Raw genomic sequence first — 25,798 nt, 5'->3', positions numbered from 1 at the left:
GGCGGATCACCAAAGCGCGGGGAGCGACACCGGCCCGAGGTCAGCCGCGCACAGGCGTGCGGCGGCCGCCTCGACCTGTGCGCGGGCCATTGCCGGCCACGCCGCCGCCTGCCCCCGAACACCATGTGTCCGGTAGGCATTCAGGCGCAGGTTGACCGGACCATCGAGAGATTTCACAAAGCCGATCAAGGCGTCAATCTCTGCATCGCTATCGGTTTGATCGGGGATCATCAGATAGCGCAACTCATGCAGCTTTCCCGCGTCATGCAGCAACCGCACGCTTTCCAGACAGCGCGTATTCGTTCGTCCGGTCAAACGGACATGCAGCTCCTGATCAAAGGCCTTGATGTCCAACATGACACGATCCGTCACCGTCAGGATCGACCGCCACCCCGCCGCACCGAGATGCCCGTTGCTGTCGATAAACCGCGTCAGGTGACACAGGTCGGGATCGCGGCTCATCGCGGTAAACAATGCCTTGATAAACGCCAATTGCATCGTCGCCTCGCCCCCCGAAATCGTAATTCCGGTCAGAAAGGTCCTGTTTTCGCGCAGCATCTCCAGAATGTCGCACACGGCATAGGTCTGCACCATCGGATTGGCCTTGATCGGGCACACATCCAGACAGATATCACAATTGGTGCACAGGGCGGGGTCGAAGACAATCTTGCCGTCAACCAGAGACAAGGCCTGTTCCGGACAGGCCGGAACACAATCCCCGCAATCGTTGCATTGACCGATCGTGTGCGGGTTATGGCAGGCTGCACAATTGAAATTGCAGCCCTGCAAAAACAACACCATCCGGTTCCCCGGCCCATCGACACAGGACCAGGTGAGGATTTTACTGATCCTGGCCAGCAAGGAGCTCATTGGCCACAACCCGCGGTTTGCGTTGCAAAATCGGTGTGCAATTGGCCGCTTCGGCCCCGAGCGCCGTTGTGTTCACGCGGGATCCCAAGTCGGCGTTGAATTGCGCAATGTCCGACAACCGGATCATATATCCGGTGACACGCACCAGATCATTGCCGCCGACATTGGCGGTAAACTCGCGAAACCCCAATGAAAACGCCCCGAGACACAGGTCCATAACCGCATCCGGATTGGCCTTTACCGTTTCGTCCAGTGTCAGGATTTCGCTGACCCCCGAGGCATAAAACCTGTGATGTGGGGCCAATGCCCGAATATGCGTGACCGGATCCGGCTCGGTCCCATAGGGGAGACGCACGCCGGGCGTATATCCCGTGTCCGTCGACAATCCGGCCTGTGAGTGCAGCATCGCCCGCCCGCGCCAAACCTGTTTCAGCGGACGATCCTCAACCATCTTTGCCAACCGGGCCGAAATGTCATAGCCGAGTGCGTTGGCCTGTGCGTCACATCCGTATCGCCCCTGTGCGCCGGATTTCTCCTGCAGGATATTGACCGCCTCGGCCATCGCAAAGATGCCGAACATCGCGGTAAAACGCGTTTCGTCCAACCACCCTTCGGTCACCAGAAAGCTGTCGAAAAAACCGGACCGGTTAAACAGGTAATCAATGCGCGCCTCCGTCAGGCGGAAATTCAAATCCACATAATGGGGCAGCACGTTGTCCAAAAAGTCGTCCACGTCCCGGGATCGTTCCGCGACCTTGGCCAGATTGACCCGCGTCAGGGTCGACGCCCCCCCGCACAGTGGTAGCGCGTTATAGCAGCTGACAATCCCGTAGCCCTTGGCATCAAACGTTGCCGCATGCACAGGGTGATTGGCAATATGCGGCTTTGAACACGCGGCGATATTGGCCGCCGCAATCTGTAAAATATCCGGCGTGCTCACTGCCGCATCGTACAAGAACGTCAGGTTCGGTGCGATCTGTTTCAGCTCCGCATCAACCCGCAAAATCATGCGGGCAACGCGGTTATCCGTCGGCCCGATATTTGCATGCATGAACGCATCGGGCAAAACACGATCCAGATAGCGCCAGAACAGTTTGATCTGTTGATACAGATGCGCGTCCGTCACATCGGCGCAATACGGCAACAACAGATCATCCAACTGGCCGATATAGACCGGCATTCCGGTCACCGACGGGACATGGTGGTAGGCAATCATCAACGTGTGGATCGCCTCCTCCAATGTCTGCGGCACGGGCAATTCCAACCACTCACTGCCGTTTTTCAAAACGACACTGTAGTCCGGCAAAACATAGCGCGGCTTATACGGCGCATGGCCCTCATACATATCGCAGATCACCCGCGCCTCAAGCGCCGCACGCGTCGGCTCATCCAGATCCGGATAGGGCAACGCATTTTCCGCCTCAAGAGACAGTGCCCGCGCTTTTTGTGCGGGGCTCAACGTCGGGTCATTCACAATCCGGCGTAGGTTCGGGGCTTCGGCAGTCATATCATTCATCCTTGGCGACGGGGATTACACGGCGTTATCAATCTTGATAATACCCGCAACATGGAACACTATAAATGGCGTTACAGCGCAATTTCCTAGACAGAACTCGCATAGTGGGGCGCGTGAATGATATCCGATGTCTACTTTCATAGCAGTGACCCGCTGTTGTCCCCCTGGCCCTATCAGATCGTTGCGGGCGGTCGCAGCGACGTGGATGACACGGACGGGATTGTCAGTCGCAACTACCACGAACATACGCTGATCCTGACCCGCGCGGGCAAAGGACAGATCACCGTCACCGATGGCGTCTTTTCCACCACGCCGGGCAGTGTCGTCTGGCTCGACACATCGCGCCTCTATGCCCACGGCGCCGCCGCAGACCATCACTGGTCCTATCTTTGGTTCGCGCTGTCCGGTCAGGACCTTGACCGGCTGTACGACCAATCGGGATTTGCCGAACACCCGGTTCAAGACGGCCACAGTGATCTGGAACACGACTTTCAATCAATGATCCAGACCCTTGTCGAACCGCCCCTCCATGCGGATGCCGTCCTGAATGCCCGCTTCACCGCGATCGCCGCCAAACTGTTTGCCTCCCGACGCGAGGGGGCAATCAATCCGCGGCACGATCCAATCACCGGACTTCTGCGCCGGATGCGCACAGACATTGCATCACCGTGGTCGGTGGCCCGCATGGCGGACATTGCCAACCTCAGCCCGTCACAACTGTTCCGCCGGTTTCACGCCAGCACGGGCACCTCGCCGGTATCATGGCTGCGGCACGAACGCATGGTCCTCGCGCGGCACCTGCTTGTCGCCAGTTCACACCCCGTCGCAAGCATTGCCTTGCGCTGCGGCTACCCCGACCCGTTCCATTTCAGTCGGGATTTCAAACACCACCATGGCTGCGCGCCACGCGACTACCGGCACCGCAACCAGACCACCTGACCGCGCACCGGCCTGACCGACAATTCGGCCCGACCGTCTCTCGTTCTTCGTCCCCGAGGTCCATCACCCAAGGCACGCCTACCACCCGGGTGGACGGGCAAGCGGGAATGTCCCGTAGCGGAAAATCAACTGTAGCCCGTCCAGATTAAGTCCGACAAGTTTACGCGCCCCGTCATAGGTGATCGCAAATTTTTTACCCCCCTCACCATGCTCGATGACATGGCATCCGGTGGCCTCACTGCCCGCCGGACAGGGCGCGGGACGGCTGACGGGAGCATCGGGATGGTTGGCTTTGGCGATAGGCGCAATCCGCGACCATGCAAACCGTTGCGACATAATCAACGGCATCCGCGCCAGAATATCAGGGGTCGCATTCAGACCCGCCACATGAGGTTCGAAAGCCTTTGCAAACGGACCACCGGATTGCATCCGGCCCGACAACATGGCCTGCGCCATGGGCGGGATATCCACCCATCCTCCTTTTTGCGAGTCATAGACCGCGATCTCGCCGGGGCGCGCAAACATCATGACACCCTTTGCGGTGTCGTATCCCGTATAGTCATGCTCCGCGTCATAGGTGGCATTGCTCCCACCAAATTGTCCCATCTGGATCATACAGCTGTTTGCCACGGTGACCTCCCCCAAATCGACAATCCTGTCGAGGCGGGGGGTGCGGGCAATCCCGTGATCGGCGCGGGTGATCGTCGACCGGATCCGCAGACGCATCGACACCGTTTGGGCCTGTGCAGGGGCGGTAAATGTCAAACCCTTCACGGTGCCTGCGGAGGGGACGATCTGAAAATTCCCGACATCGTCGAAAATCCCCTCGCGCACAGAAATCGCGGCGCTCTCACCTGTCTCGAGGCAGCTTGGCAACAAAAACGCGGCGGGCTGTAATTCCAAATTCATCTTGTAGCCCTGCGGTGCGGTCGCCTCGGCAGTGTGTGCCGCATTCGTCACCCTGACAAAACCAAGGTCCATCGCCTGCCCTGCGCGGATGAGAAACTTGACCGAATGCCCCGTCAAACGCCGGTGTTCGTAAATAAGGCGCAGGTCGTCACGGCGCTCGGCCTCGGTCAGGCTGATTTCAGCAACCATAAGCGCATCGCGGTCGGCCCCTGATCTGGGCTCCTCGACCGAAATATCATTGAGATGCACAGCGTCCGCAGCAAAGGCCTGTGCCGTGCGGTCAAAAGCATATTTCGCAATAAGATCGGGCGCCCCGACGTCGATACGGACCGAAACAGGCGCATCATAGTACTTTCCGCCGCCCTCCGCGAACGTCTCCACACTATTGAACCGCGCCACATATTGCGGAAAGGCAAAATCAAACGACCCCGCCCCCAAAGCGTCACGATACAGATAGGTCATGCCGTTCTGGCCATCGTCGGGCAGCATGAAAAAGTCCCGCAAATAGCCAAGGCGCGGCGTGCTTGCGGACTGGTCGCCAACAAATTGCATGTAGTCGCCCTGCCCGTAGCCCTCTTGCGGATGCGCATAAAACGGAACATCAAGCGAAAATTCGAATTTTGGATCTGCAACACGAAACGGTTGGCCCGAGCGCGCCCCCCACTCCTGTCCGATGGCGCTGCTGATCGCCTCGTCAAGCCACCGCAGCGGCTGCGCGGGTGTAATGTCATGCAAACTATGGGAAAATTCGTGCGCAATCGTCGCGGAATTAGAAATACCCTGCATGATCTGTTCACGGATAAAGTACATTGCAGGCCGGATGAATCTTCGGTTACAGGCCGTTGCATTCGTACCGCATGCACCGTCTTGGGCGTAGGTCACCACCCAACGCCCGTCCTCACGGTTCAACTGCGACGGCGGGTAGCGCATCTGGTCGAACCAGTCCTGAATCTGTTCAAGCATCTGCGTAATATCCGCGCCATGCACACGGGCCTGACCGAACGCGGGGGCCTGCGGATCGTTACAGACCGGACCGGCCTCACAATAGACGCGAAACCGCGGGCTTTCACCGATCACAGGCGCGGTTTGCGCCCAACCGGCATCCACCGCGCCACTACAGACAAGACCGAACATAAGCCCAATAACCTTGGCCATCATACTGCTGTCACCTTTCGCATGTGAGGGAGACGAGACACCGTAAACCTTTCGCGCGGTCAAACTGTCGCGAACCATCCCCGATGGTACGGCCCTCTTTGGCGATCTGACAACAAAATTGATGCCCCGAGGGGGAAAGTCGGCGCAATTAACAGGTGCAGGCCGCATCCGCCCCCCAAACGCAACAAAGCCCGCAACCGGGGCGGGCTTTGTCGTGTCTCGGCGCTATGTCGCTGCGGCCCTAAACCGTCCCGCCAAGCGAGCCTTCGAGGGTGGCCAACTCCTGCCCCCCTGCCATCATGTCTTGTAGCTCCTCGGGCGTGATCTCGCCCTTGAGGGCCGTGCCAAAGGTCTTGCCCCGGTTCAACACGGTGAACCGATCCCCCACGGCCATCGCGTGGCGCACGTTGTGGGTGATGAACACGACCGCGATACCCTGTTTGCGGACCTTATCCACCGTGGCCAGAACATTGGCCGTTTGCCGCACACCAAGCGCCGAGGTCGGTTCATCCAGGATCAGGACCTTTGCCCCGAAATGGACCGCCCGCGCAATCGCAACCGTTTGGCGTTCGCCCCCCGACAAGGTGCCAACCGCCTGATCGGGGCCGCGCAGGTTGATCCCCATGTCGCGCATTTCGCGCATCGTCACCTCATTGGCGTGGTCATGGTCAAAGAACCGCAACCCCGCGACCTTTTTGATCGGCTCGTTGCCCATGAAAAAGTTGCGGCTCACAGACATCAACGGGATCATCGCAAGATCCTGATACACTGTGGCGATGCCGGCGGCGATACTGTCGCGCGGATCGTCAAAGTTCATCGGCTTGCCCTCGAACTTGATCTCGCCATGGGTCGGTTTATGCACCCCCGACATGGTTTTGATAAAGGTCGATTTCCCCGCGCCGTTGTCGCCCAAAAGACAGTGACACTCACCCGGAAAGAAATCGATGGTCACACCGGCAAGGGCAATGACCGAGCCAAAGTGCTTTTGGATATCTGTCATCTGGATAATCGGATCCATTAGCGTTCTCCCGTGATGAGACGACGAATATAGGTGTTCAGGATCACGGCGAGCAGCAAGATCACCCCGAGGAACACACGAAACAGCGAGCTTTCAACATTGGCAAAGAACAGCCCCTGTTGGACCACACCAAAGATCAGCGCCCCCAAAGCGGCCCCGATGACCGAGCCGTAACCACCGGTGAGCAACGCCCCACCGATCACAACCGCGATGATGGCCTCGAATTCCTTGAGCAAACCGCGATCCGCCCCTGCGGACCCGAACTCCATCACCTGACACACGGCAAAAACCGTGGCGCAAAAGGCGGTGAACATGAACATTCTGATCTTGACCGCATCAACAGGAACACCCGCATAGCGCGCCGCCTGTGCGTCGCCGCCCGCGGCAAAGATCCAGTTGCCAAACCGTGTGCGCGTCAAAACGACATGACCGACCACGACCAGGCCAACGGCCCAGACAATCAGCATCGGAATGCCATCGACCACAGGCTCGCCCATACGGTTGCCGCGCTCGAAGACACCGATCACGCCAACATCCCCGAGCCAACGAAATACCGGGCCGCCGATTTTGGCCCCGAACAGCGGCGCAAGCCAATCCCCCTCGGATGCCTCGCGAATACCGCCAATAATTGTTTTGCTCTCGATGGTCTGTGGAATGAAAATTGTGAACCCGCGCAGGATAAACAGCGTGGCAAGCGTCACAATAAAACTCGGCAGACCCGTCTTGACGACGATGTAGCCATTCAACGCGCCGCAAGCGATGCAGATGACAAAGGTGACAAGGATCGCAAGCCACATCGGCCATGCCAGTACGACGCCAAAAATGGCAATCATCATCCCCGCAAACCCGATCATCGAGCCGACCGAAAGATCAAACTCGCCTGCGATCATCAGCAAACAGGCCCCAACCGCAATAATCATGAACTGCGCCGAAACCGTGGACCAGTTCATAATGCCCTGCGCATTGAACATACCGCTGTCGAAGGCAAACATCGCAAAGAACGTGAACACCGCGACGGTGCCGACAATCCCACCCAGTTCAGGACGGATCAAGGCGCGGCGCAAGCGTGACATTTCCTTGACGCGCTCGTCGTTAATTGTTGTGTCGGACATTGCCGAACTCTCCCAAAATCCAGAGAAAGGGCGGATCCGGTAGATCCGACCCGCCCTTCTGTGTTAATAATTAGCGGAATTCACCGGCATATTTCTCGACCATCTCGAGGCCGTCCACGGTTACAAAACCGGGGCCGGAGTTGATGTTATTGCCGGGCAAGACGCCGTAGCGGTCATAGTTGGCAAGAACGACAACAGGCAGGTACGATTGCAAGAACGGCTGCTGATCGATGCCCCAATTGATAATGCCGTCCTTGATCCCCTGAACGATATTTTCGCCCAGATCAAAGGTGCCAAAGTAGATGTCACCGGCCAGGCCGTTTTCATCGAGCGCAAGCAAGGTCGGATCGGCAGAGGTCGGACCGAGCGTCAACACCGCATCGGTATCGGGGTTGGCGTTCAAATAGGCCAACACGCGGTTTTTGATCTCGGCGGGATCTTGTCCACTGTCGATCATCTGGCCGCCCAGTTCTACACCAAGACCATCGGCGAACCCTTGGCAGCGCTCGGTCGAGGATGGCGAGCTGATGTAGTGGTTGACGCACAAGAAGCTCTCGACGCCGTCCCCTGCGGCACGCATGCCGGCCGCGTGGCCCGCGTCATATTCGGGCTGGCCCACATACATAAGCGCCCCCACTTCGCGTGCCTGTTCCGGTGTGCCGGAGTTCATGATGATGACATCGATGCCTTGGTCGACCGCCGCACGAATGGGACCGGACAACACGTCAAAATCCGCAAGCGTTGTGATGATACCGTCCGGCTGCGAGGCCGCTGCCTGTTCGATGATTCGTGCCATATCGGCGAGGTCACCGGTCGACGGGTTGCGGTATTCCACCGTGACGCCCATCTGTTCGCCCGCAAGGGACACACCGTTTTTCACAGTGTTCCACCAGCTATCGGAATCCGGCGCGTGGCTGACCAGAATATATGTCAGGTTGTCGCCGTGGTCATCCGCCTGCGCCATAAAGGGCGACGCAATCACGGCCGCGGTCAACATCAGTTTTTGCAGTGTAGATTTCATTTTTCTCTCTCCCTAGGTTGCCATTTTTTGGCCGGGGACCGGGATCAACCGTTCCCTCTTTCTCAAACAAGCACGGATTCGATAATTTTGCAACCGGTTGCAAATTGTGCTAGGCGTTTTTCTGATGCACTTCGCCCTAGCCCGCGATAAAATTGAGGAAGACAGATGTCAGACGGGACGAAAACCATGCCAACCACCCTCAAAGACGTGGCGATACGGGCCGGCGTATCGACCTCCGCCGTCTCACGCACCTTTACAGACGGGGCATCCGTATCGGTCAAAATGCGCCGAAAGGTAGAAAAGGCCGCGAATGAACTGGGATATCGCCCGAATTTTCTGGCGCGCAGCCTGACGACACGCCGGACCAAACTGATTGGATTGGTGTCCAACAACTTTCACAACCCGATCTTTCTCGAGGTTTTCGACCTGTTCACCCGCAGCCTGCAAGATCGCGGATTGCGGCCGCTTCTGGTGAACCTGTCCGATGAAACCGATCCCGAACATTCCGTACAGATGCTGCAACAATACTCGGTGGATGGCGTTGTCGTGACCTCCTCGACCCTCCCCCCCGCCTTTTCGATGGCCTTTCGCGACAAACACATTCCGGTGGTCAATACATTCGGACGCTATTCAAGTACGCCCGAGGTGCATGTGGTTGGCATCGACAACGTCCAGGCGGGCCGGATGGCCGCCGCCACACTGGTCGCCCGTGGCTACCGCAAAGTGGCGTTTCTCGGCGGACCGCAAAGCGCGACCTCCTCACAAGACCGCCTCAAAGGCTTCGCCGAAGAGATCGCCAAACACCCCGACGTCACCATGACAACGTCCTTTGCCACCGCCTATTCCTTTCAGGCGGGGCGCACGGAGCTGTTGCGTCTGGCGCAAGGCAACGGAGCGCAAACACCCCTCGCCGAGGCCTATTTCTGTGGGGATGACGTTCTGTCTATCGGCGTTCTCAGTGCCGCCAAAGATCTCGGATTACGCGTCCCCGAAACCCTTGGCGTGATCGGATTTAACGATATGGAAATGGCGGGGTGGGAAAACATTGCGCTCACGACCATCCGCCAACCGATCAAGCAAATCATCACCTCATCGGTCGAACTGATGGTCGCAATGCTTGACGAGCCGGACCGCTACCCCGAAGCACGGCTCTTCCCCTGTCATCTGGTCGAGCGCGAGACATTACGCTCGCTCCCGACCTGATGTGATGCAATCGGCTACTGGTACATCGGCGGGCGGGCATCGACCCACGCGCCCTCTTTGTCCGCCGAGGCCACAGCCGCATAAACCGCCGCCATAGACCGCAAACCATCACTGGCAAGCGGCAGCCCGTCGCGCGTCTCGCCACGGATCGACGCGGCCAGATCGACATAGATATTGGCGACCGCCAACGGGAACCCTTCGGGGTGTGCAATCGCAACCCGCGACAGGCGCGCGGCCTCATCCGAAAGACCGGACTCGCCCTTTTCCATGATCTGCGTGCGCCCGCCCACAGGGGTATAATAGACCTGATTGGGCTGTTCGGACGCCCACCGCATCCCGCCTGTTTCGCCAAAGACCTGAATGTCAAACCCGTGCTGACGCCCGATCGCCACCGAACTGGTCCAAAGACGCCCGACCGCGCCACCCTCAAGGCGGAAATTCACCATCGCATCATCTTCAAGTGTCCGGCTTGCAATGGTCGAGGCGAAATCGGCCGACAAGCTACGCACCTGATCTCCGGCAATAAAGCTCGCCATATGCAGCGCATGGATGCCGCAATCGGCAAACTGGCCCGAGACCCCCGCCATCGCCGGATCATAGCGCCACCGCACCCGCGGGTTGTCGGCATCCGTAGCGTCCCCGTGGTGGCCGTGGCTAAAGTTCGTGACGATCAAACGCACCTTGCCGATCTGTCCCGAGCGCACGATCTCGCGCATCTCGCGCACCATCGGATAGGCCGAGTAACAGTAGTTCACCGCACAGATTTTACCGGATTTTTCGGCGATTTTGACAATCTCCTCCCCCTCTTCCACGGTCATGGTCATCGGCTTTTCACACAGCACGTTGAACCCTGCCTCAAGGAAGGATTTTGTAATCTCGAAATGCGTGCTGTTGGGCGTCGCAACGGTCACCAGATCAACCCGGTCCTCGCGCCCGACCTCACCCGCCAACATCTCGTGCCAATCCCCATAGGCACGGTCCGCGGACACCCCCAAAGACTGCGCATAGGCGCGGCCCTTTTCGGCATCATGGTCCAAAGCCCCTGCGGCCAGAACGAAATTTCCATCCGCCTGCGCACCCAACCTGTGCGCCGGTCCGATCTGACTGCCAAAGCCGCCGCCGATCATACCCCAGTTTAGTCGTTTCATGTTATTCTATCCTTAGAAACCAATGGATTGCAGATATTCACGGTTGGCCCGCGCATCTTCGAGCGGCGTGCCGGGCATTGCGGGATCACAGTCCTGTTCGACCGTACACCATCCGTCAAATCCCGCCGCAATCAGGCGATCGCGCACGGCGACGAAATCAACATCGCCCTGCCCCAGATTACAGAAAATACCCTGTCCACACGCGGTGTAGAAATCCGTGCGCCTGGCCACCACATCCGCCTTCACCACGGGGTTGATATCCTTGAAGTGCATATAGGAAATCCGGTCCATGTGACGGTCCATAAAGGCAATCGGATCAAAGCCCGCGTAGGAATGATGGCCGGTATCAAAACAGATCTTCAAGATGCGCTCATCCACCTCGTCGAGCAACCGCTCCAACTCCGGCTCAAAGTCCATAAAGCCGCCAGCATGGGCGTGGATGCCCACCGTCAGGCCATACTCTTCGGCCCCCATTTTCGCGATGGTTGCGATCCGGTCCCGAAACGCCGTCCATTCGGCCTTGTCCATCTGCTCGGCTTCACTGGCACGCCCCGCCGTCGGAGCGCGGCGCGGACTGATGCTGTCAATCAACACCAGATGCTGCGCCCCATGCGCCACCAGAGCCTCGCATGTCCGCTTGCTTGCATCCATCACATCGTCCCACAGGGTCGCGTCATGGAACGCGCGAAACACCACGCCGCCGATGATTTCGAGGTCACGCTCTGCCAATGCAGGGGCGAGAATAGCGGGATCTTCGGGCATGTAGCCGATTGGCCCCAACTCGATCCCCTTATACCCCGCGCCCGCGCATTGATCCAAAACGGATTGCCATGCGGGATACGACGGGTCACTTGCAAATTCGATACCCCATGAACAAGGGGCGTTGCCGATCTTGATATTCAATGTCTTGCCTTTCGTGGGTTTAATAGGCGCTCACATCGACCCATGCTTTTGCATGAGACGAGGCAAGCGCCGCGGTCACAACCTGGGTCACGTCCATGCCATCGCGAAAAGTTGGCCAGACGGGTGTGTTCGTCTCGATCGCACGTAAAAAGTCGCGCGCCTCGATGATAATTTGGTCCTGATAGCCCGTTCCATGGCCCGGACCCTGACAAAACGGCGCATAATCGGGATGCGCGGGGCCGGTCAGGATTTTACGGAACCCACGGGTCGCTTCCGGCTCATTCATCGTGTAGAGCCAGATCGCGTTTTGGTCCTCCTGATCGAACCGGATCGCCCCCGTTGTCCCCGTGACCTCATAGGCATAGCCCATTTTTCGGCCATGACTGACGCGGCTGAAATACATTTGCCCCATAGCGCCATTGGCAAACCGGCACATCATCTGGGCATGGTCATCGTTGCTGACCGCGCCGCCCGGGCGGGTTGCATGAACGGTTTCGACCTCGGCGATCAACGCGGTGATCGGACCAATCAACGCCAAGGCACCGTTGATCATATGCGGGGCCAGATCACCCATCGTGCCGTTGGCCTCGCCCTGTGTACGCCATGTGGCGGGCGCAGACGGATCGGCCAGAAAATCCTCGGTATGCTCACCGCGAAACCACGTCACATCGCCAATCGCCCCGTCGGCGATCAACGCACGGGCAAACTGGCTCGCGGGGGTGCGGATGTAGTTGAAGCCGGTCATGCTTATCTGGCCCTGTGCCGCGGCGACCATCGCACGGCTATCCTCAAGCGAAGCCCCCAACGGCTTTTCGCAAAACACCGGCTTGTTCAGGGCAAAGGCGGCCAGGGCAATCTCGCGGTGGGTTTCTTGCGGGGAGGCGATGATCACCGCCTCGACACGCGGGTCGGCAACCAGGTCGCGCCAGTTATCGGTCCCACGCGCAAACCCGAAGGCCGCGCGGTACCGTTCGGCGGATGCGGCGGATGACGCGCACACCATCTCAAGGCGCGGACGCAGCGCGGTATCAAACACCGCCCCGACGGCCGACATCGCAACCGCATGGGCCTTTCCCATATAGCCGCCACCCACGATACCAATGCCAACTTCCGTCATATGCGCCTCTTTATCCAAAATTAGATTGCAACCGGTTGCAAAATTTGTATCCTTAGATTCGAAAACACGCAAGCAACAATCGCTCAATCCGACGCTTTGACCGGCGCACTACAGTGGAAAGACACCGCAATGACCGAGGCAACACTGAGGCTGACAACATCACAAGCCATCATAAAGTATCTGGCCAACCAGTTCATCGAGATCGATGGCAAAGAGATGCGCGTCTGTGGCGGCGGGTTTGGCATTTTCGGCCACGGCAATGTCACCTGTCTGGGTGAAGCCCTTTATGATACGCGCGAACACTTGCCGCTGTATCGCGGCCAGAACGAGCAAAGCATGGGGTTTGCGGCTGCCGCCTATTCCAAACAGTGGCTGCGCCAACGGTTTATGTTTTGCACGGCAAGTGCAGGCCCCGGCACGGCAAACCTGCTGACAAGCGCCGCACTGGCCCACGCCAACCGCCTGCCGATGTTGATGCTCTGCGGGGATGCCTTTTTGACCCGCTTGCCCGATCCGGTGCTTCAACAACTGGAACACTTTGGCAATCCCACACTCGGCGTGACCGATGCATTCAAAGCCGTCACACGGTTTTGGGATCGCATCACCCACCCCGCGCAGATCTTGCAATCCCTGCCCGCCGCCCTCGCCACCATGCTCGACCCTGCCGATTGCGGCCCTGCGTTCATCGCCTTGCCCCAAGACGTCCAGGGTTGGGCCTATGACTACCCCGCCGCTTTCTTTGACAAACGGGTCCACCGTATTCGCAAACAGGCTCCCGACCACGCCGAGATCGTGGATGCCGCCGCCCTCTTGCGCACGGCAAAGCGCCCGATGATCATTGCAGGCGGCGGCATTCAGTATGCCGGCGCGGTTGCCGAGCTGACCGCCTTCGCACAGACCCACAACATTCCCGTGGTCGAAACCATCGCCGGACGCGCCAACCTGCGTCAGGAGCACACGCTCAACATCGGTCCGGTCGGCGTTACCGGATCAGATAGCGCCAATGCCATTGCGCAACGTGCCGATGTGATTTTGGCCGTCGGGACACGCCTCCAAGACTTCACCACCGGATCATGGACCGCCTTTGCCAAAGACGCACGGATTATCGGTTTGAACGTCGGGCGCCATGACGCGGTCAAACACCTGTCCATGCCCCTCGTCGGCGATGCCAAACTTGGCCTGACCGCCCTGAGCGAAGCGCTCGCCTCCTATCAGGCCCCCGAGGCATGGACACAAGAAGCGCGCAGCGAGCGGGCCACATGGGTTGCCTATACCGATGAAATCACCCGTGTCGGCAATGGCCCCAATTCATACGCCCAAGCCATCCGTGCCGTAAACGATCTATGCGACCCGCGCGATCGTGTTGTGGCCGCTGCCGGTGGCCTGCCCGCCGAAGTCACAGCCCACTGGCAAACCAAGGACATCGGCACCGTCGACGTCGAGTTCGGGTTTTCCTGCATGGGGTATGAAATTGCGGGCGGTTGGGGCGCACGGATTGCCCAATGCGAACGCGAACCTGACAAAGACACCATCGTCTTTACCGGAGACGGATCGTATTTGCTTATGAATTCAGATATTTACTCATCTGTTCTCACCCAACGCAAACTGATTGTCCTGGTGTTGGACAACGGTGGATTTGCCGTCATCAACAAGTTGCAAAACAACACCGGCAACACGAGTTTTAACAATCTCATCGCCGACACCCCCACCGTTCGCGACCCGTTCGCTGTCGACTTTGCGGCCCATGCCGCCGCGATGGGAGCCAACACCGAAACGGTGTCAAACGCCACCGAACTGGGCGAGGCCTTCTTGCGCGCCAAAGCCGCCGACACCACAAGCGTGATCGTGATGCAGGTTGACCCCTATGACGGATGGACCACCCAAGGCCACGCATGGTGGGAGGTCGGCACACAGCACGTCACCCAAAACGAGAGCGTCGCCGAGAAACACCGCGAAACCGAAAGCGCACGCACCAAACAACGGGCGGGCATCTGATGGACGTCATAGCTGCATTGCGCAAAAACCGGTTTGTTGTCGTGGGGCGTGTGGGCATGGATTTGTTCACGCACGCGGGCATCGCCACCCAAGATTCGGAGAGCTTTACCGCCGACATGGGGGGATCTTCGGCAAACATCGCCGCAGGTCTGGTCAAACTGGGAGGGCAAGCGGCCCTCGTGACCCGCGTCTCCGACGATGCAATCGGGCGGTTTTGCCTTAACAAACTGGCGCATTACGGCGTCGAGACCCGGTATGTGGGCACAGTTGGCGGCGAGGCCCGCACATCGCTTGCCTTGTATGAAACGCGTCTGGAGGGCCATCAATCCGTTATCTATCGCAACGGCGCGGCCGATTTCGAGATGACGATGGCCGATGTCGAGGCGGTGGATTACAGTCAATTCGGCGCGTTGATCACAGCCGGAACGGTCTTTGCCGCGGAGCCTTCGCGTGCGGCGGCCTTTCGCGCTTTTGAATTGGCCCGTGCCGCCGGATTGCCGATTATCTTTGACGTGGATTACCGCCCCTACAGTTGGCCCGGCCCACAGGTTGCCCAAGAGGTTTTGTCCAAAGCAGGCGCCCTGTCCGACATCATCGTCGCCAACGACGAAGAGTTCGGGTTCATGGCCGGAGGCCTCGACAAGGGTCTGCAAAAGGCCCGCGAACTGGCCAATAGCACCGCACAGATCGTGGTCTACAAAATGGGCGAACACGGCGCGATCACCTTTGCCAATGGCACCGAAATCCGCACCGGAATTTACCCCGTCACCGCCCTGAAACCCACCGGTGCGGGCGACAGCTTTATGGCGGGATTTCTCACATCTTTGAGCGCAGGACAGGATCTGAAAACATCCGTTTTGAACGGATCGGCCTGTGCCGCGATCGTTGTGGCCAAACCGGGCTGTGCTCCGGCCATGCCGTACCCCGCTGATTTAACATCATTTCTGTCGGCTCACGCCGGACCAACCGAACCGAATTAAAGGACTATTCAATGCATATCGCCCCATATGACAACAAAAACAAACCCATCGTGGATGCCGACGACCCAACCGTCCCGTTGAACTATTTCAACATCGTCAAACTGCGCGCAGGTGAGGCATTCGAATATTGCGTTCCGGGCTATGAAACCTGCATCGTTCCGGCCACCGGCACGGTCGACATCTCCGTCGAAGGCGTCTCATTCGACGCGGTGGGAAACCGTGGCACAGACGTGTGGGATGGCGAACCCGAGGGTGTCTATATCCCCGTTGGGGCCAAAGTTACGATTGTCGCCACCTGCGACACCGAAACCTTCATCGCCGGCGCCCGCTATGACAAGGTTCTCGACCCGTTCGACGTGCGCGTGGGGGGCATCGACAAGGTGCAATACGGCTCCGACGACACCAAAACCCACCGTAAAATCAAACACATTCTGGGCCAACAACAGGCCGGAAAAGTCGGGCGTCTGCTCGTGTCCGAACTGTTCACCGTTGGCCAGGGGGGATGGTCGGGGTTCCCCGCCCACAAACACGACACCGACCGCACGGACGCGCAAGGCAACATCATCGAAACCCGCCATGACGAGACCTACAATTTCCGGTTCCGCCCGAACCACGGCTCCGGCGTGCAAATTTTGCAACGCGAAGAGGGCAAGCCCGGAGATGCCTATCAACTCATGGACGGATCAACGATCTGCCTCGACAAGGGTTATCACCCCTGCGCGGTCATGCCCGGCTACGAGATGTATTATTTCACCATCCTTGGCGGCCTGTCACAGCGCAGCCTGATCCAGTTTTTCCAACCGACCCACGCTTATCAGATCGAAACGATCCCCGGGATCAAAGACATGATGGCCAAATTCAAATGACCCTCGCAACCCTGTCAGATGTCGTGCAACCCGCCCTCAAAGGTCACTATGCCGTCGCCGGACTGGTGACTTTGGGGTGGGAAGACATGCGCGCCTTTGTCGCCGCCGCCGAGGCCGAAAATTGTCCTGTCATATTACAGGCCGGCCCGTCATGTCGCGCGCATACGCCCCTGCCCGTTCTGGGCGCCATGTTTCGCCACCTTGCCGACAGCGTGAGCGTGCCGGTGGTGGCCCACCTTGATCATGGCTATACATTCGAGGACTGTCGCGCCGCGCTGGACGCGGGATTTACATCGCTGATGTATGACGGATCGCGCAAACCTCTGGCGCAAAATATCGACGAGACGGCCGCCGTGGTCGAGCTTGCCCATGCGGCGGGCATCTCGTGCGAGGGCGAAATCGGTTTTGTCGGCTATGCCAACGGCGAAGGCTCCGCCGGAACCGACCCCGCAGAGGCCGCCATATTCGCCCACGAAACAGGCGTCGATGCCATGGCCATCTCGGTCGGCAATGTACATTTGCAGCAAGATAAAGAGGGCGGACTGGACGTCGGGCGGATTCGCGCGATCGAGGCCGCAACCCCTGTGCCACTTGTCATACACGGCGGCTCGGGCGTGCCGAGCGCACAGCGCACCGCACTTGCGCGTGGCTCGAATATTTGCAAATTCAACATCGGCACCGAATTGCGCATGGCCTTTGGCGCGGCCCTTCGTGGCGCAATCAACAGCGATCCGGACCGGTTTGACCGCGTTCAGATCCTGTCGGATACCCATGACCCGATGGTCGCCGCAACCCGCAATGTCCTACGCGCATTTCGCGCCACTGAATAAAGGCAAACCCATGATTAAGTTCGGAATTTTAGGATGCGGCCGTATCGGCCAAGTCCATGCGGAAACTCTGATGCGCCTTGAAAACGCGCGCCTTGTTGCGGTGTCTGATGCGGTCCCCGCAGCGGCACAGGCCCTGGCGGAAAAAACCGCAGCAACGGTGCAAACCACCGACGGGATTATCGCCAACCCCGACATTGACGCCATCGTCATCGGCACCCCCACCGACACGCATTTCGACATCATCCATGCGGCGGCCAAGGCCGGAAAAGCCATTTTTTGCGAAAAGCCCGTCGACATGTCCGCCGCCCGTATCCGCGATTGCATCGACATCGTAACGGCCCATAACACCCCGTTCATGACCGCATTCAACCGCCGCTTCGACCCGAACTTTGCCCATCTTCAGGGGCGCATTGCCGCCGGCGATATCGGCGCGGTCGAAATTGTGACCATCCTGTCGCGCGACCCGAACCCGCCGCCCATCAGCTATATCACCTCGTCGGGGGGCATTTTCCGCGACATGATGATCCACGATTTTGATATGGCGCGGTTCTTGTTAGGCGAGGAGCCGGTCACGGTGTTTGCGGTCGGGGCCGCTCTCGTTGATCCGGCCATCGGTGCCGCCGGGGACGTTGACACCGCCGCCGTTATCCTGACCACCGCCACCGGTAAAATATGCCAGATCAGCAATTCGCGGCGTGCGACCTACGGCTATGACCAGCGCGTCGAAGTCCATGGGTCGAAAGGCATGTTGCGGGCGGAAAACCAACGCGAGCACACCATTGAAATCGCGACTGAATCCGGATTTTGTTCTGCCCCCACACAGAACTTCTTTCTCGAACGCTACGGCGCGGCCTACCGCAGTGAACTCAGCCAGTTCGTCACCGCTCTGACCGCCGGAACCGCCCCCTCGCCGTCGATATCAGACGGGTTACGCGCGCAGCTTTTGGCCGATGCCGCCCAAGAGTCTTTGACGACGGGACGTCCGGTTACGCTTTAACGGCAAACACAATCCGATAACCGCCCTGTTGCCCGATCCGGTGCAGGGCGGTCATCACCACGCGCCAGAGCCGCCCCCCGCACCCCCGCGCCTCCTCCCTGACAGTCGATCAATGGCGCGGACCGGTGTCACCGGCTCAATAGTACCGCAGGCCAACTTTTGACCGGCATGCCCCTGCGTGAATTCTGTTGACGGATTTCAATTCCGGTCCCTACTGTCAAATTTTACTCCAACGACTTTTCTCCAACAAAACCGCCTTTCGCCCCCCAAAGGTAGGAGCTTACCATGATCCGTTTTTACACCGCCCTCACAGGCGCCGCCGCCCTGTGCGCCACGCTGGCCACGGCCCAATCCGCCCCCGACACGATGACCGTCACAATCGACGGGGACCAATCGGTTTTGCCACTGTCGACCACGTTCAACCGCGCCCAATCGCGGTGGAGCACAATAGCGTTACCCACACCGTCGACACCGATCGATTTTGTCGATGAAATCAGTGCCATCGGCTATCTGCTTGACGGTAACGCCGTCGATTTGACGCTGCACGTGTATTTCAACGTCTGGAGTGTCGAGGGCGCGTTGCGCATTGAAGAGCCGAGCATCGACATCACAAAAGCAGGCGACACAGGCCGTTGGGAAACCGCAAATCAGGACATAGATCCCGTCATTACCCTCACCAAATACGAGCGATCCGATGCGGGCGTTCTGGTCGAGGCTACATTTTCGGGCGATCCGGTCTATTGGGCGACCCTCTACAAAAAGGACGAGGATCGTGGACCGGCCCAAGCGGTCAGTGGCGATTTCTCGCTGTTTTTTCCTGCCCAATAGGGTCGCCGCCGCAACGCAATCTCACGGGAGCTACGCGTAAACGGCGCCCATACAGTGGCACAGTTTTTGGCACCCCAATGCCCCTTTTCACGCCCGTTGCCCGTGGCCCTCGGGCGACGGCATGTGCGGCGTGTGACGCGCATGCCATAGGGTATCGGCCATGCGCACCGCCCCGGCCAAATCCGGCGCGGCGCCAAGCGTCCATAGCGCCAGTGCCGTGGTTTGAACCACGGTTGCGACCGCAAACGCATCCGTCACGGACCCGGACCCGGACCAAAGATGTTTCATATCAACGGGATAATCTGGATCATGCAGCTTGCGCGTGTTCGCGATCAATGCCGGTGCAACGGCATCAAGCTCCTCTCCCGCCCGCAACCCGAAGATTGCAATATCCTTGGCGGGGTGGCATTCGAACTCGCCGCCGCCGCCCTTGATAACGGTCAGCGTATGATCCCCGAGCAACCGCGCCGCCCGTGATTGCAGCCCGCGATAGGAGGGATGGAACACCCCTTGCACACAGGCCCGCGCCCCCGAAGGATTCCACATCCGCAACACGGTGTTGATACAGGACCGCAACCCGAAGGTATCGCGCAGCCGCAACAGGGACAAGGCAGCGGGCATCAGTGTTTCAAGCGGCGCATAGTGCAACCCGCCCCCCTCAAGCTCCAGACCGGACAGCGCCGTCCGGAGGTCCGCAGCCCCCTCCTGATGTGAATTCCACCCGTGCATCGACACGCGATATCCGGCATTGGCCACCAGTTTTGCCGCGAGCAAAAACAGCGGCGCACCGCGTGTCCGCCCCGCCGCATAACAGGGCCAGTCCAGATCGGCGGGCGGCAAGCTCGCCTGCGCCGCCGCACGAAATGCCGCCGTAAATCCCGCGATTTCGGCATCTGTTTCGCCCCGCAGCCGCAGCACCATCAAAAGCGCCCCGATTGCCTCGGGGGCGGCCTCGCCCGATACGATAAGCGACATCGCCGCCGTTGCCTCGTCCTGGGTCAGGCTGCGCGCGCGGCCCTTGCCCTGCGCGACGATCCGGACATAGGGCGCGAGGCTCATTGCGCGGCCACAGACATCACGGCGCAGGTCAGCAACGCCGACAGTTCGGGTTTGCACGCGCCACAATTTGTCCCCGCACAGGTCGCCGTCCCGATGGCCTCGACCGTTGTCGCCCCGTTTGAAATTGCATCACGCACGGTATTGATCCCTACATTCATACAGGCACAAACAATCGCGCCCGTGTCCACCTGATCGGCCCCGCTCCGGCCCGCCAGAGCCGTGAGGGGCGCAATCTGCGTCCCGACAAGCGACGCCGCAAATGTGCGGGCCAGTTGCACGGGCCGCGGGCCTGCGAAAAACAGCCCCGTTAATGTGGAATTATCATGGATCGCAATGCGTGTCACTTGGGTCCGCGAGTCATGGACAACCGACGCATCGCCCTGTGGCAGGGCCAAAATCGCCCGGGCCTGTGACTCCCAGTTTTCGGGAGATTTCACCCCCGCAAATTCGCCTTTCCACCCTCCTGCGGTGCGGCTGATCGCGGCGTATTCTGCGACCGGCGACATCTGCGACAGGCTGACCCCGTAGCCGTACCACACCGCCGCGAACCGCCGCACCGTGATCGCACCGGCCTTGAGCGCGGGTTGCCCCGAGACCGGATCCACGACCGGCGCGACAAGGCCATTGATGGAGCCCGAGGCGCACTGTTGTCTGGTCCAGTGCATCGGCGCAAAGACCTGACCCGCGGTCGCACGTCCGGTTATCAGAACGCGCAACACAACCGTCCCGAACGGGCTTTGCACCGTGACCAGATCGCCCTCGGTGACGCCGATGGCTGTGGCGTCCGTGGGGTGCATCTCGGCATAGGGTTCGGCCAGATGCGCCCCCAGACGCGGCGATTTTCCCGTGCGCGACATGGTGTGCCACTGATCACGGTTGCGCCCCGTGTTGAGCGTCAATCCCGCCTGTGACGCGCCCGTGGGCGGGGTCACCGCGACCATCCGCGCCTTGCCGCCCGCATGGAAAAACCCGCCTTTCGCAAAAAAGCGTTTGCCGTCATGCGGCCACTGCGTCGGGATCATTGCGGCATAATCGACATCCGCGAAAATACCGAGATCAAGGTCGGAGCCAAAGCCCCGCGACGCCATCGACAACCCGACATATTCGGCAAAGACCTCGGCGGGAGAGGCGAAGTCGAAGTGCGCGCCCCACCCCAGTCTGGCCGCCACATCACAGATGATTTTCCAATCGGGACGGGTCTGTGCGGGCGCGGGCAAAAACGCGCGTTGCCGCGAGATGCGCCGCTCGGAATTGGTGACGGTGCCGTCCTTTTCGCCCCACCCCGTGGCGGGCAAAAGCACATCTGCCAAATCGCCGGTATCCGTGCGCGCCATAATGTCGGAAACGGCCACGAACGGCACGTTTTCGATGGCCGCACGCACGGCGTTGGCATCGGGCATGCTCACGGCGGGGTTGGTGGACATGATCCAGAGCGCCTTGATCTTCCCGTCAGCGCAGGCTTGGAACAGATCGACAGCCTTGAGACCTGCGGCGGTGCAGATCGTCGGACTGGACCAGTAGTCCTGAACACAGGCGCGGTGACCGGCGTTCTCGATGTCGAGGTGGTTGGCGAGCGTATTGGACAGGCCGCCGACCTCGCGCCCGCCCATGGCGTTGGGTTGGCCCGTGACCGAAAACGGCCCACAGCCCGCCCGTCCGATCCGCCCCGTCGCAAGGTGGCAATTGAGGATCGCATTCACCTTGTCTGTGCCGCTTTCGGACTGGTTCACCCCTTGGGAATAGACGGTGACGACCTTTGGCGTGGAGGCCCACAGGGTGTAAAACTGTGATAGCTCATCCGCCGAGAGCCCCGTGTCCGTCAGATCGGTGTTCCGCGCCACCGCAATCGCGGCCTCGGCCCCGTCGACATGGGCGCGGATGTAATCGGGATCGAGCGCGTCGTTGGCGGCCAGATGCGACAACAACCCGTTGAACAGCGCCACATCGCCGTCAGGGCGCACCCGCAAATGCAGATCGGCAAGGTCGGACGTGGCGGTTTTGCGCGGGTCGATATTGACCACTTTCATCGACGGGCGTGCGGCTTTGGCGGCGGAGATACGTTGGTGCAACACCGGGTGGCACCATGCCAAATTCGACCCGACCAAGACGACCAGATCAGCCTCTTCCAAATCCTCATAGCTCCCCGGCACCGTGTCCGCACCGAAAGCGCGTTTATGTCCCGCCACAGAGGAAGCCATGCAAAGCCTTGAATTTGTGTCGATATTTGCCGAGCCGATGAACCCTTTCATCAGCTTGTTGGCGACATAATAGTCCTCGGTCAGCAATTGCCCCGAAACGTAGAACGCCACGCTATCGGGGCCATGCTCGCGGATCGCATCACTGAATTTCGAGGCCACCAGATCAAGGGCGCTGTCCCAGTCGGCGTCCACCCCGCCCACACGCGGCGTCAAAAGGCGCCCCTCGAGATCGATGGTCTGGCCAAGCGCCGTGCCTTTGGAACACAGGCGCCCGAAATTGGCGGGGTGATCGGGATCGCCCTTGATTGTGCCATCCGCAAAGGCCAGAACCCCACATCCGACACCGCAATAGGGACAGGTGGTTTTGGTCGGCGTCATGCCACGTCTCTCTGGCGCAGGAATTCAACGTCAAGCAGGATGCGCCCCTGTTCAACGCGGACAGGATAGGTTGCCACCTGCCCCTCGTCCGGTCCCTGAACCATGCCCGTTTCCAATGAAATCACCCAGTTGTGCAGCGGACACGTCACAGAGGCCCCATGCACAATGCCATCCGCCAGGGGACCGTTTTTATGGGGACAGGCGTTGTCGAGCGCAAAGACCTGATCCGTGGCCGTGCGAAAAATCGCAACACAGCCATGGGCGGTTTTCACCAACCGTGCGCCACGGCGCGGGATGGCATCAAGGGCGGAAATATCAAGCCAGTCAGTCATTCTGCGGCCTCCATCTGTAGGGTTGCAAGGGGTTCATAAGCCTCTGATTTCGCGACATGTTCGGACCACGGATCATGGCGGTAGACCGATTGCGACAGCTCGAAACGGGCGGCCAGTGCGGCGCGGTTTTCAAGGTCGGTGATCTGGCCCACGACCCAATCCAACCCCACTTTGGCGACCCATTTGTAGATGCGATCAAGGTACTTCGCATTCTCGCGGTAGCATTGTGTCACGGCCTTGATCACGTCAATGGCCTCGTCCTCGGTGGCGACCTGAATCAGGGCTTCGGTTTCCTTCAGGTCCATCCCCGCAGCCCCGCCGATGCTGATCTGATAGCCGCTATCAACACAGATAATGCCGATGTCCTTGCACGTTGCCTCGGCGCAATTGCGCGGACAGCCCGACACGCCGAGTTTCAATTTATGCGGCGTCCACGAGCCCCACAGCGTCTTTTCAAGCTTGATCCCCAGACCCGTGCTGTCTTGGGTTCCAAAGCGGCAATGTTCGGTGCCGACACAGGTTTTGACGGTGCGCAGCCCCTTGGAATAGGCGTGCCCCGACACCATGCCCGCCGCGTTGAGATCGGCCCAGATCGCGGGCAGATCCTCGCCCTTGACGCCGAGCAAATCGATGCGTTGACCGCCGGTGACCTTGACCGTGGGGACCATGAATTTGTCGGCGGCATCGGCAATGGCGCGCAACTCGTTCGGGGTGGTAATCCCGCCCCACATGCGCGGTACCACCGAAAATGTACCGTCCTTTTGGATGTTGGCGTGCTTGCGCTCGTTGACAAACCGCGATTGCGGGTCGTCTTGGTACTCAAGCGGCCAATCGGCCAACAAGTAGAAATTGAGCGCAGGGCGACAGACGTGACAGCCGCACGAGGTTTTCCACCCGCAGGCCTGCCAAACGGCGGGCATGGATTTCAATTCCTGACTTTTGATCATGCGCCGCACATCTTCGTGGGTCATATCGGTACATGCACAGACGGACGCGGCGGCGGGCATGACAAAATCATCGCCCAAGGTGACGGCCAGAACCTGTTCGACCAGACCGGTACAGGTGCCGCAGGACGCCGAGGCCTTTGTCACCGACCGCACGGCACCAAGGTCGGTGGCCCCTGCCGCAATCGCGTCCTCGATCTGTCCTTTGCAAACGCCGTTACAGCCACAGATTTCCGCATCACGCGGTAAGGCTGCAACGGCCAAGAGCGGGTCCGCAGCACCGCCCCCCTGAAAGGCCGGCCCGAAGATCAGGGTGTCACGCATCTCGGTGATGTCGGTTTTGTCGCGGATCAGGCCAAAGAACCAATTGCTATCGGTCGTGTCGCCATACATGACGGCCCCGATGATCTGGCCCGCCTCGATGACCAACCGGCGGTACACACCCCGCGCAGGATCGCGAAACACGATATCCTCGCGCCCTTCGCCCTGCGCGAAATCTCCCGCGCTAAACAGATCACACCCCGTCACTTTGAGCTTGGTCGACAGCTCTTTCGGGACAAACACATCCGGTTTCCCCATCAGGGTGTTGGCGACCACTTTCGCCTGATCGTAGAGCGGCGCCACCAAACCGAACAATTGACCGTCCAATTCGACACATTCGCCAACGGCCACAATATCGGGATCGGATGTTTCCATCTGGGCGTTGACCTCGATGCCGCGCGCAACAGTCAGATGCGCGTCCGTGGCAAGACGGGTTTCGGGGCGGATGCCGACGGCCATCACCACCAGATCAGCCTCGAGAACCTCGCCACCCTCAAGCAGCACACCTTCGACCCTGTCCTTGCCAAGGATCGCCTTGGTCGACGCGCGGCATTTCACATCAATCCCGCGTTTCTCCAGATCACAGCGCAACAGATAACCCGCCGCCTCGTCCAGTTGCCGCTCCATCAAATGCCCCATCAGGTGCAAGACGGTCACCTCCATGCCGCGTTCGGCCAACCCCGCGGCGGCCTCAAGACCGAGCAGGCCGCCACCGATCACAACCGCCTTTCCTCCGGCGTCCGAGGCCGCAATCATAGCATTGGTGTCATCCAGATCGCGGTAGGTAACCACCCCCGGCAGATCCTTACCCTGTACCGGAATGATGAACGGGGCCGAGCCTGTCGCGATCAACAACTTGTCGTAAGGCGCACAGCCATGTTGACTCGTCACCGTCTTTGCCGCTGTATCAATCGCGGTGACATGGGTGCCGAAATGACAGGTCACGCCGTTGGCCGCATACCAATCGGTGTCATGGGTCACGATGTCCTCATAGGTTTTTTCACCCGACAGAACAGGCGACAACATGATACGGTTATAGTTCCCGCGTGCCTCGGCATTATACAGCGTAATGTCGTAATCCGCATGGGCCTCCAACAGGTGCTCAAGCACGCGACCAGAGGCCATACCCGCCCCGATAACAATCAGTTTCTGTGTCATG

The 25,798-nt window shown here is 59.6% G+C and carries 21 protein-coding genes; 8 read left to right on the top strand and 13 right to left on the bottom strand.

What is annotated here, in order from left to right; genetic code table 11:
• Window positions 1–6: 6 nt before the first annotated feature.
• Both ACN0Q0_RS12850 and ACN0Q0_RS12845 read right to left on the bottom strand, forming a co-directional pair.
• Window positions 7–870 carry a YjjW family glycine radical enzyme activase gene (locus tag ACN0Q0_RS12850; RefSeq protein WP_417243798.1) on the bottom strand — a complete coding sequence of 288 codons (864 nt, stop codon included), beginning with the start codon at window positions 868–870 and terminating at the stop codon, window positions 7–9.
• Window positions 842–2,377, bottom strand: coding sequence for a YjjI family glycine radical enzyme (locus ACN0Q0_RS12845; RefSeq protein WP_417243797.1), 1,536 nt, complete (start codon window positions 2,375–2,377; stop codon window positions 842–844). The genes ACN0Q0_RS12850 and ACN0Q0_RS12845 overlap by 29 nt, the downstream gene beginning before the upstream one ends.
• A gap of 126 nt (window positions 2,378–2,503) precedes the next feature.
• Between ACN0Q0_RS12845 and ACN0Q0_RS12840 the strand changes: the two genes are divergently transcribed.
• Complete coding sequence (locus ACN0Q0_RS12840; RefSeq protein ID WP_417243796.1) at window positions 2,504–3,325, top strand: helix-turn-helix domain-containing protein; 822 nt, start codon at window positions 2,504–2,506, stop codon at window positions 3,323–3,325.
• Window positions 3,326–3,403: 78 nt separating this feature from the next.
• Here ACN0Q0_RS12840 and ACN0Q0_RS12835 read toward each other — a convergent pair whose 3' ends face one another.
• The 4 genes from ACN0Q0_RS12835 to ACN0Q0_RS12820 all read right to left on the bottom strand — a co-directional run bounded on the left by ACN0Q0_RS12835 (window position 3,404) and on the right by ACN0Q0_RS12820 (window position 8,540).
• Window positions 3,404–5,392, bottom strand: coding sequence for a hypothetical protein (locus ACN0Q0_RS12835; RefSeq protein WP_417243795.1), 1,989 nt, complete (start codon window positions 5,390–5,392; stop codon window positions 3,404–3,406).
• 238 nt (window positions 5,393–5,630) lie between these two features.
• Complete coding sequence (locus ACN0Q0_RS12830) at window positions 5,631–6,407, bottom strand: ATP-binding cassette domain-containing protein (protein ID WP_417243794.1); 777 nt, start codon at window positions 6,405–6,407, stop codon at window positions 5,631–5,633.
• Window positions 6,407–7,519, bottom strand: coding sequence for an ABC transporter permease (locus ACN0Q0_RS12825; RefSeq protein WP_417243793.1), 1,113 nt, complete (start codon window positions 7,517–7,519; stop codon window positions 6,407–6,409). Before ACN0Q0_RS12825 ends, ACN0Q0_RS12830 begins: the two co-directional genes overlap by 1 nt.
• 70 nt (window positions 7,520–7,589) lie before the next feature.
• Window positions 7,590–8,540, bottom strand: coding sequence for a sugar ABC transporter substrate-binding protein (locus ACN0Q0_RS12820; protein WP_417243792.1), 951 nt, complete (start codon window positions 8,538–8,540; stop codon window positions 7,590–7,592).
• A 186-nt stretch (window positions 8,541–8,726) separates the two neighbouring features.
• Between ACN0Q0_RS12820 and ACN0Q0_RS12815 the strand changes: the two genes are divergently transcribed.
• The gene (locus tag ACN0Q0_RS12815) at window positions 8,727–9,743 is read left to right on the top strand and encodes a LacI family DNA-binding transcriptional regulator (RefSeq protein WP_417243828.1); all 1,017 of its coding nucleotides are present in this window, start codon (window positions 8,727–8,729) and stop codon (window positions 9,741–9,743) included.
• 14 nt (window positions 9,744–9,757) lie between these two features.
• Here ACN0Q0_RS12815 and ACN0Q0_RS12810 read toward each other — a convergent pair whose 3' ends face one another.
• The 3 genes from ACN0Q0_RS12810 to ACN0Q0_RS12800 are packed head-to-tail and all read right to left on the bottom strand — an operon-like array spanning window position 9,758 to window position 12,911.
• On the bottom strand, window positions 9,758–10,891 hold the full coding sequence (locus tag ACN0Q0_RS12810; protein ID WP_417243791.1) for a Gfo/Idh/MocA family protein: 1,134 nt from the start codon (window positions 10,889–10,891) through the stop codon (window positions 9,758–9,760).
• 12 nt (window positions 10,892–10,903) lie between these two features.
• Window positions 10,904–11,794, bottom strand: a complete 891-nt coding sequence (locus ACN0Q0_RS12805; RefSeq protein ID WP_417243790.1) for a TIM barrel protein — start codon at window positions 11,792–11,794, stop codon at window positions 10,904–10,906.
• A gap of 19 nt (window positions 11,795–11,813) precedes the next feature.
• Window positions 11,814–12,911: a Gfo/Idh/MocA family protein gene (locus ACN0Q0_RS12800; protein WP_417243789.1), complete on the bottom strand. Its 1,098-nt coding sequence runs from the start codon at window positions 12,909–12,911 to the stop codon at window positions 11,814–11,816.
• A 129-nt stretch (window positions 12,912–13,040) separates the two neighbouring features.
• Between ACN0Q0_RS12800 and iolD the strand changes: the two genes are divergently transcribed.
• The 6 genes from iolD to ACN0Q0_RS12770 all read left to right on the top strand — a co-directional run bounded on the left by iolD (window position 13,041) and on the right by ACN0Q0_RS12770 (window position 19,407).
• On the top strand, window positions 13,041–14,906 hold the full coding sequence (gene iolD / locus ACN0Q0_RS12795; RefSeq protein ID WP_417243788.1) for a 3D-(3,5/4)-trihydroxycyclohexane-1,2-dione acylhydrolase (decyclizing): 1,866 nt from the start codon (window positions 13,041–13,043) through the stop codon (window positions 14,904–14,906).
• Window positions 14,906–15,886, top strand: a complete 981-nt coding sequence (gene iolC / locus ACN0Q0_RS12790; RefSeq protein WP_417243787.1) for a 5-dehydro-2-deoxygluconokinase — start codon at window positions 14,906–14,908, stop codon at window positions 15,884–15,886. The genes iolD and iolC overlap by 1 nt, the downstream gene beginning before the upstream one ends.
• Window positions 15,887–15,897: 11 nt before the next feature.
• Complete coding sequence (locus ACN0Q0_RS12785) at window positions 15,898–16,752, top strand: 5-deoxy-glucuronate isomerase (RefSeq protein ID WP_417243786.1); 855 nt, start codon at window positions 15,898–15,900, stop codon at window positions 16,750–16,752.
• Window positions 16,749–17,582, top strand: coding sequence for a class II fructose-bisphosphate aldolase (locus ACN0Q0_RS12780; protein ID WP_417243785.1), 834 nt, complete (start codon window positions 16,749–16,751; stop codon window positions 17,580–17,582). The genes ACN0Q0_RS12785 and ACN0Q0_RS12780 overlap by 4 nt, the downstream gene beginning before the upstream one ends.
• Window positions 17,583–17,592: 10 nt before the next feature.
• The gene (gene iolG, locus ACN0Q0_RS12775) at window positions 17,593–18,579 is read left to right on the top strand and encodes an inositol 2-dehydrogenase (protein WP_417243784.1); all 987 of its coding nucleotides are present in this window, start codon (window positions 17,593–17,595) and stop codon (window positions 18,577–18,579) included.
• Window positions 18,580–18,864: 285 nt separating this feature from the next.
• Window positions 18,865–19,407 carry a hypothetical protein gene (locus ACN0Q0_RS12770; RefSeq protein ID WP_417243783.1) on the top strand — a complete coding sequence of 181 codons (543 nt, stop codon included), beginning with the start codon at window positions 18,865–18,867 and terminating at the stop codon, window positions 19,405–19,407.
• Between the two features lie 87 nt (window positions 19,408–19,494).
• Here ACN0Q0_RS12770 and ACN0Q0_RS12765 read toward each other — a convergent pair whose 3' ends face one another.
• Genes ACN0Q0_RS12765 through nirB form a run of 4 tightly spaced genes read right to left on the bottom strand, consistent with a single transcriptional unit; the run spans window position 19,495 to window position 25,797 of the window.
• Window positions 19,495–20,466, bottom strand: coding sequence for a glycosyl transferase family protein (locus ACN0Q0_RS12765; protein ID WP_417243782.1), 972 nt, complete (start codon window positions 20,464–20,466; stop codon window positions 19,495–19,497).
• Window positions 20,463–23,042 (bottom strand): molybdopterin-dependent oxidoreductase, encoded by a 2,580-nt coding sequence (locus ACN0Q0_RS12760; protein WP_417243781.1) that lies wholly within the window; start codon window positions 23,040–23,042, stop codon window positions 20,463–20,465. Before ACN0Q0_RS12760 ends, ACN0Q0_RS12765 begins: the two co-directional genes overlap by 4 nt.
• Window positions 23,039–23,374: a nitrite reductase small subunit NirD gene (gene nirD, locus ACN0Q0_RS12755; RefSeq protein ID WP_417243780.1), complete on the bottom strand. Its 336-nt coding sequence runs from the start codon at window positions 23,372–23,374 to the stop codon at window positions 23,039–23,041. The genes ACN0Q0_RS12760 and nirD overlap by 4 nt, the downstream gene beginning before the upstream one ends.
• Window positions 23,371–25,797, bottom strand: coding sequence for a nitrite reductase large subunit NirB (gene nirB / locus ACN0Q0_RS12750; RefSeq protein ID WP_417243779.1), 2,427 nt, complete (start codon window positions 25,795–25,797; stop codon window positions 23,371–23,373). The genes nirD and nirB overlap by 4 nt, the downstream gene beginning before the upstream one ends.
• Window position 25,798: the final 1 nt, after the last annotated feature.

The organism is Celeribacter sp. (assembly GCF_048259695.1).
Lineage (GTDB): Bacteria > Pseudomonadota > Alphaproteobacteria > Rhodobacterales > Rhodobacteraceae > Celeribacter.
Note: the sequence above shows the minus strand (reverse complement) of the source record. Positions and strands in the feature narration are given on the sequence as shown.

Coding starts and splice junctions, on each gene's coding strand:
- ACN0Q0_RS12835 (WP_417243795.1), bottom strand. CDS start 5,392: ATGATGGCCAAGGTTATTGGGCTTATGTTCGGTCTTGTCTGTAGTGGC.
- iolD (WP_417243788.1), top strand. CDS start 13,041: ATGACCGAGGCAACACTGAGGCTGACAACATCACAAGCCATCATAAAG.
- ACN0Q0_RS12770 (WP_417243783.1), top strand. CDS start 18,865: ATGATCCGTTTTTACACCGCCCTCACAGGCGCCGCCGCCCTGTGCGCC.
- ACN0Q0_RS12850 (WP_417243798.1), bottom strand. CDS start 870: ATGAGCTCCTTGCTGGCCAGGATCAGTAAAATCCTCACCTGGTCCTGT.
- iolC (WP_417243787.1), top strand. CDS start 14,906: ATGGACGTCATAGCTGCATTGCGCAAAAACCGGTTTGTTGTCGTGGGG.
- ACN0Q0_RS12765 (WP_417243782.1), bottom strand. CDS start 20,466: ATGAGCCTCGCGCCCTATGTCCGGATCGTCGCGCAGGGCAAGGGCCGC.
- ACN0Q0_RS12845 (WP_417243797.1), bottom strand. CDS start 2,377: ATGACTGCCGAAGCCCCGAACCTACGCCGGATTGTGAATGACCCGACG.
- iolG (WP_417243784.1), top strand. CDS start 17,593: ATGATTAAGTTCGGAATTTTAGGATGCGGCCGTATCGGCCAAGTCCAT.
- ACN0Q0_RS12785 (WP_417243786.1), top strand. CDS start 15,898: ATGCATATCGCCCCATATGACAACAAAAACAAACCCATCGTGGATGCC.
- ACN0Q0_RS12800 (WP_417243789.1), bottom strand. CDS start 12,911: ATGACGGAAGTTGGCATTGGTATCGTGGGTGGCGGCTATATGGGAAAG.
- ACN0Q0_RS12820 (WP_417243792.1), bottom strand. CDS start 8,540: ATGAAATCTACACTGCAAAAACTGATGTTGACCGCGGCCGTGATTGCG.
- ACN0Q0_RS12810 (WP_417243791.1), bottom strand. CDS start 10,891: ATGAAACGACTAAACTGGGGTATGATCGGCGGCGGCTTTGGCAGTCAG.
- nirD (WP_417243780.1), bottom strand. CDS start 23,374: ATGACTGACTGGCTTGATATTTCCGCCCTTGATGCCATCCCGCGCCGT.
- ACN0Q0_RS12830 (WP_417243794.1), bottom strand. CDS start 6,407: ATGGATCCGATTATCCAGATGACAGATATCCAAAAGCACTTTGGCTCG.
- nirB (WP_417243779.1), bottom strand. CDS start 25,797: ATGACACAGAAACTGATTGTTATCGGGGCGGGTATGGCCTCTGGTCGC.
- ACN0Q0_RS12840 (WP_417243796.1), top strand. CDS start 2,504: ATGATATCCGATGTCTACTTTCATAGCAGTGACCCGCTGTTGTCCCCC.
- ACN0Q0_RS12780 (WP_417243785.1), top strand. CDS start 16,749: ATGACCCTCGCAACCCTGTCAGATGTCGTGCAACCCGCCCTCAAAGGT.
- ACN0Q0_RS12815 (WP_417243828.1), top strand. CDS start 8,727: ATGCCAACCACCCTCAAAGACGTGGCGATACGGGCCGGCGTATCGACC.
- ACN0Q0_RS12825 (WP_417243793.1), bottom strand. CDS start 7,519: ATGTCCGACACAACAATTAACGACGAGCGCGTCAAGGAAATGTCACGC.
- ACN0Q0_RS12760 (WP_417243781.1), bottom strand. CDS start 23,042: ATGACGCCGACCAAAACCACCTGTCCCTATTGCGGTGTCGGATGTGGG.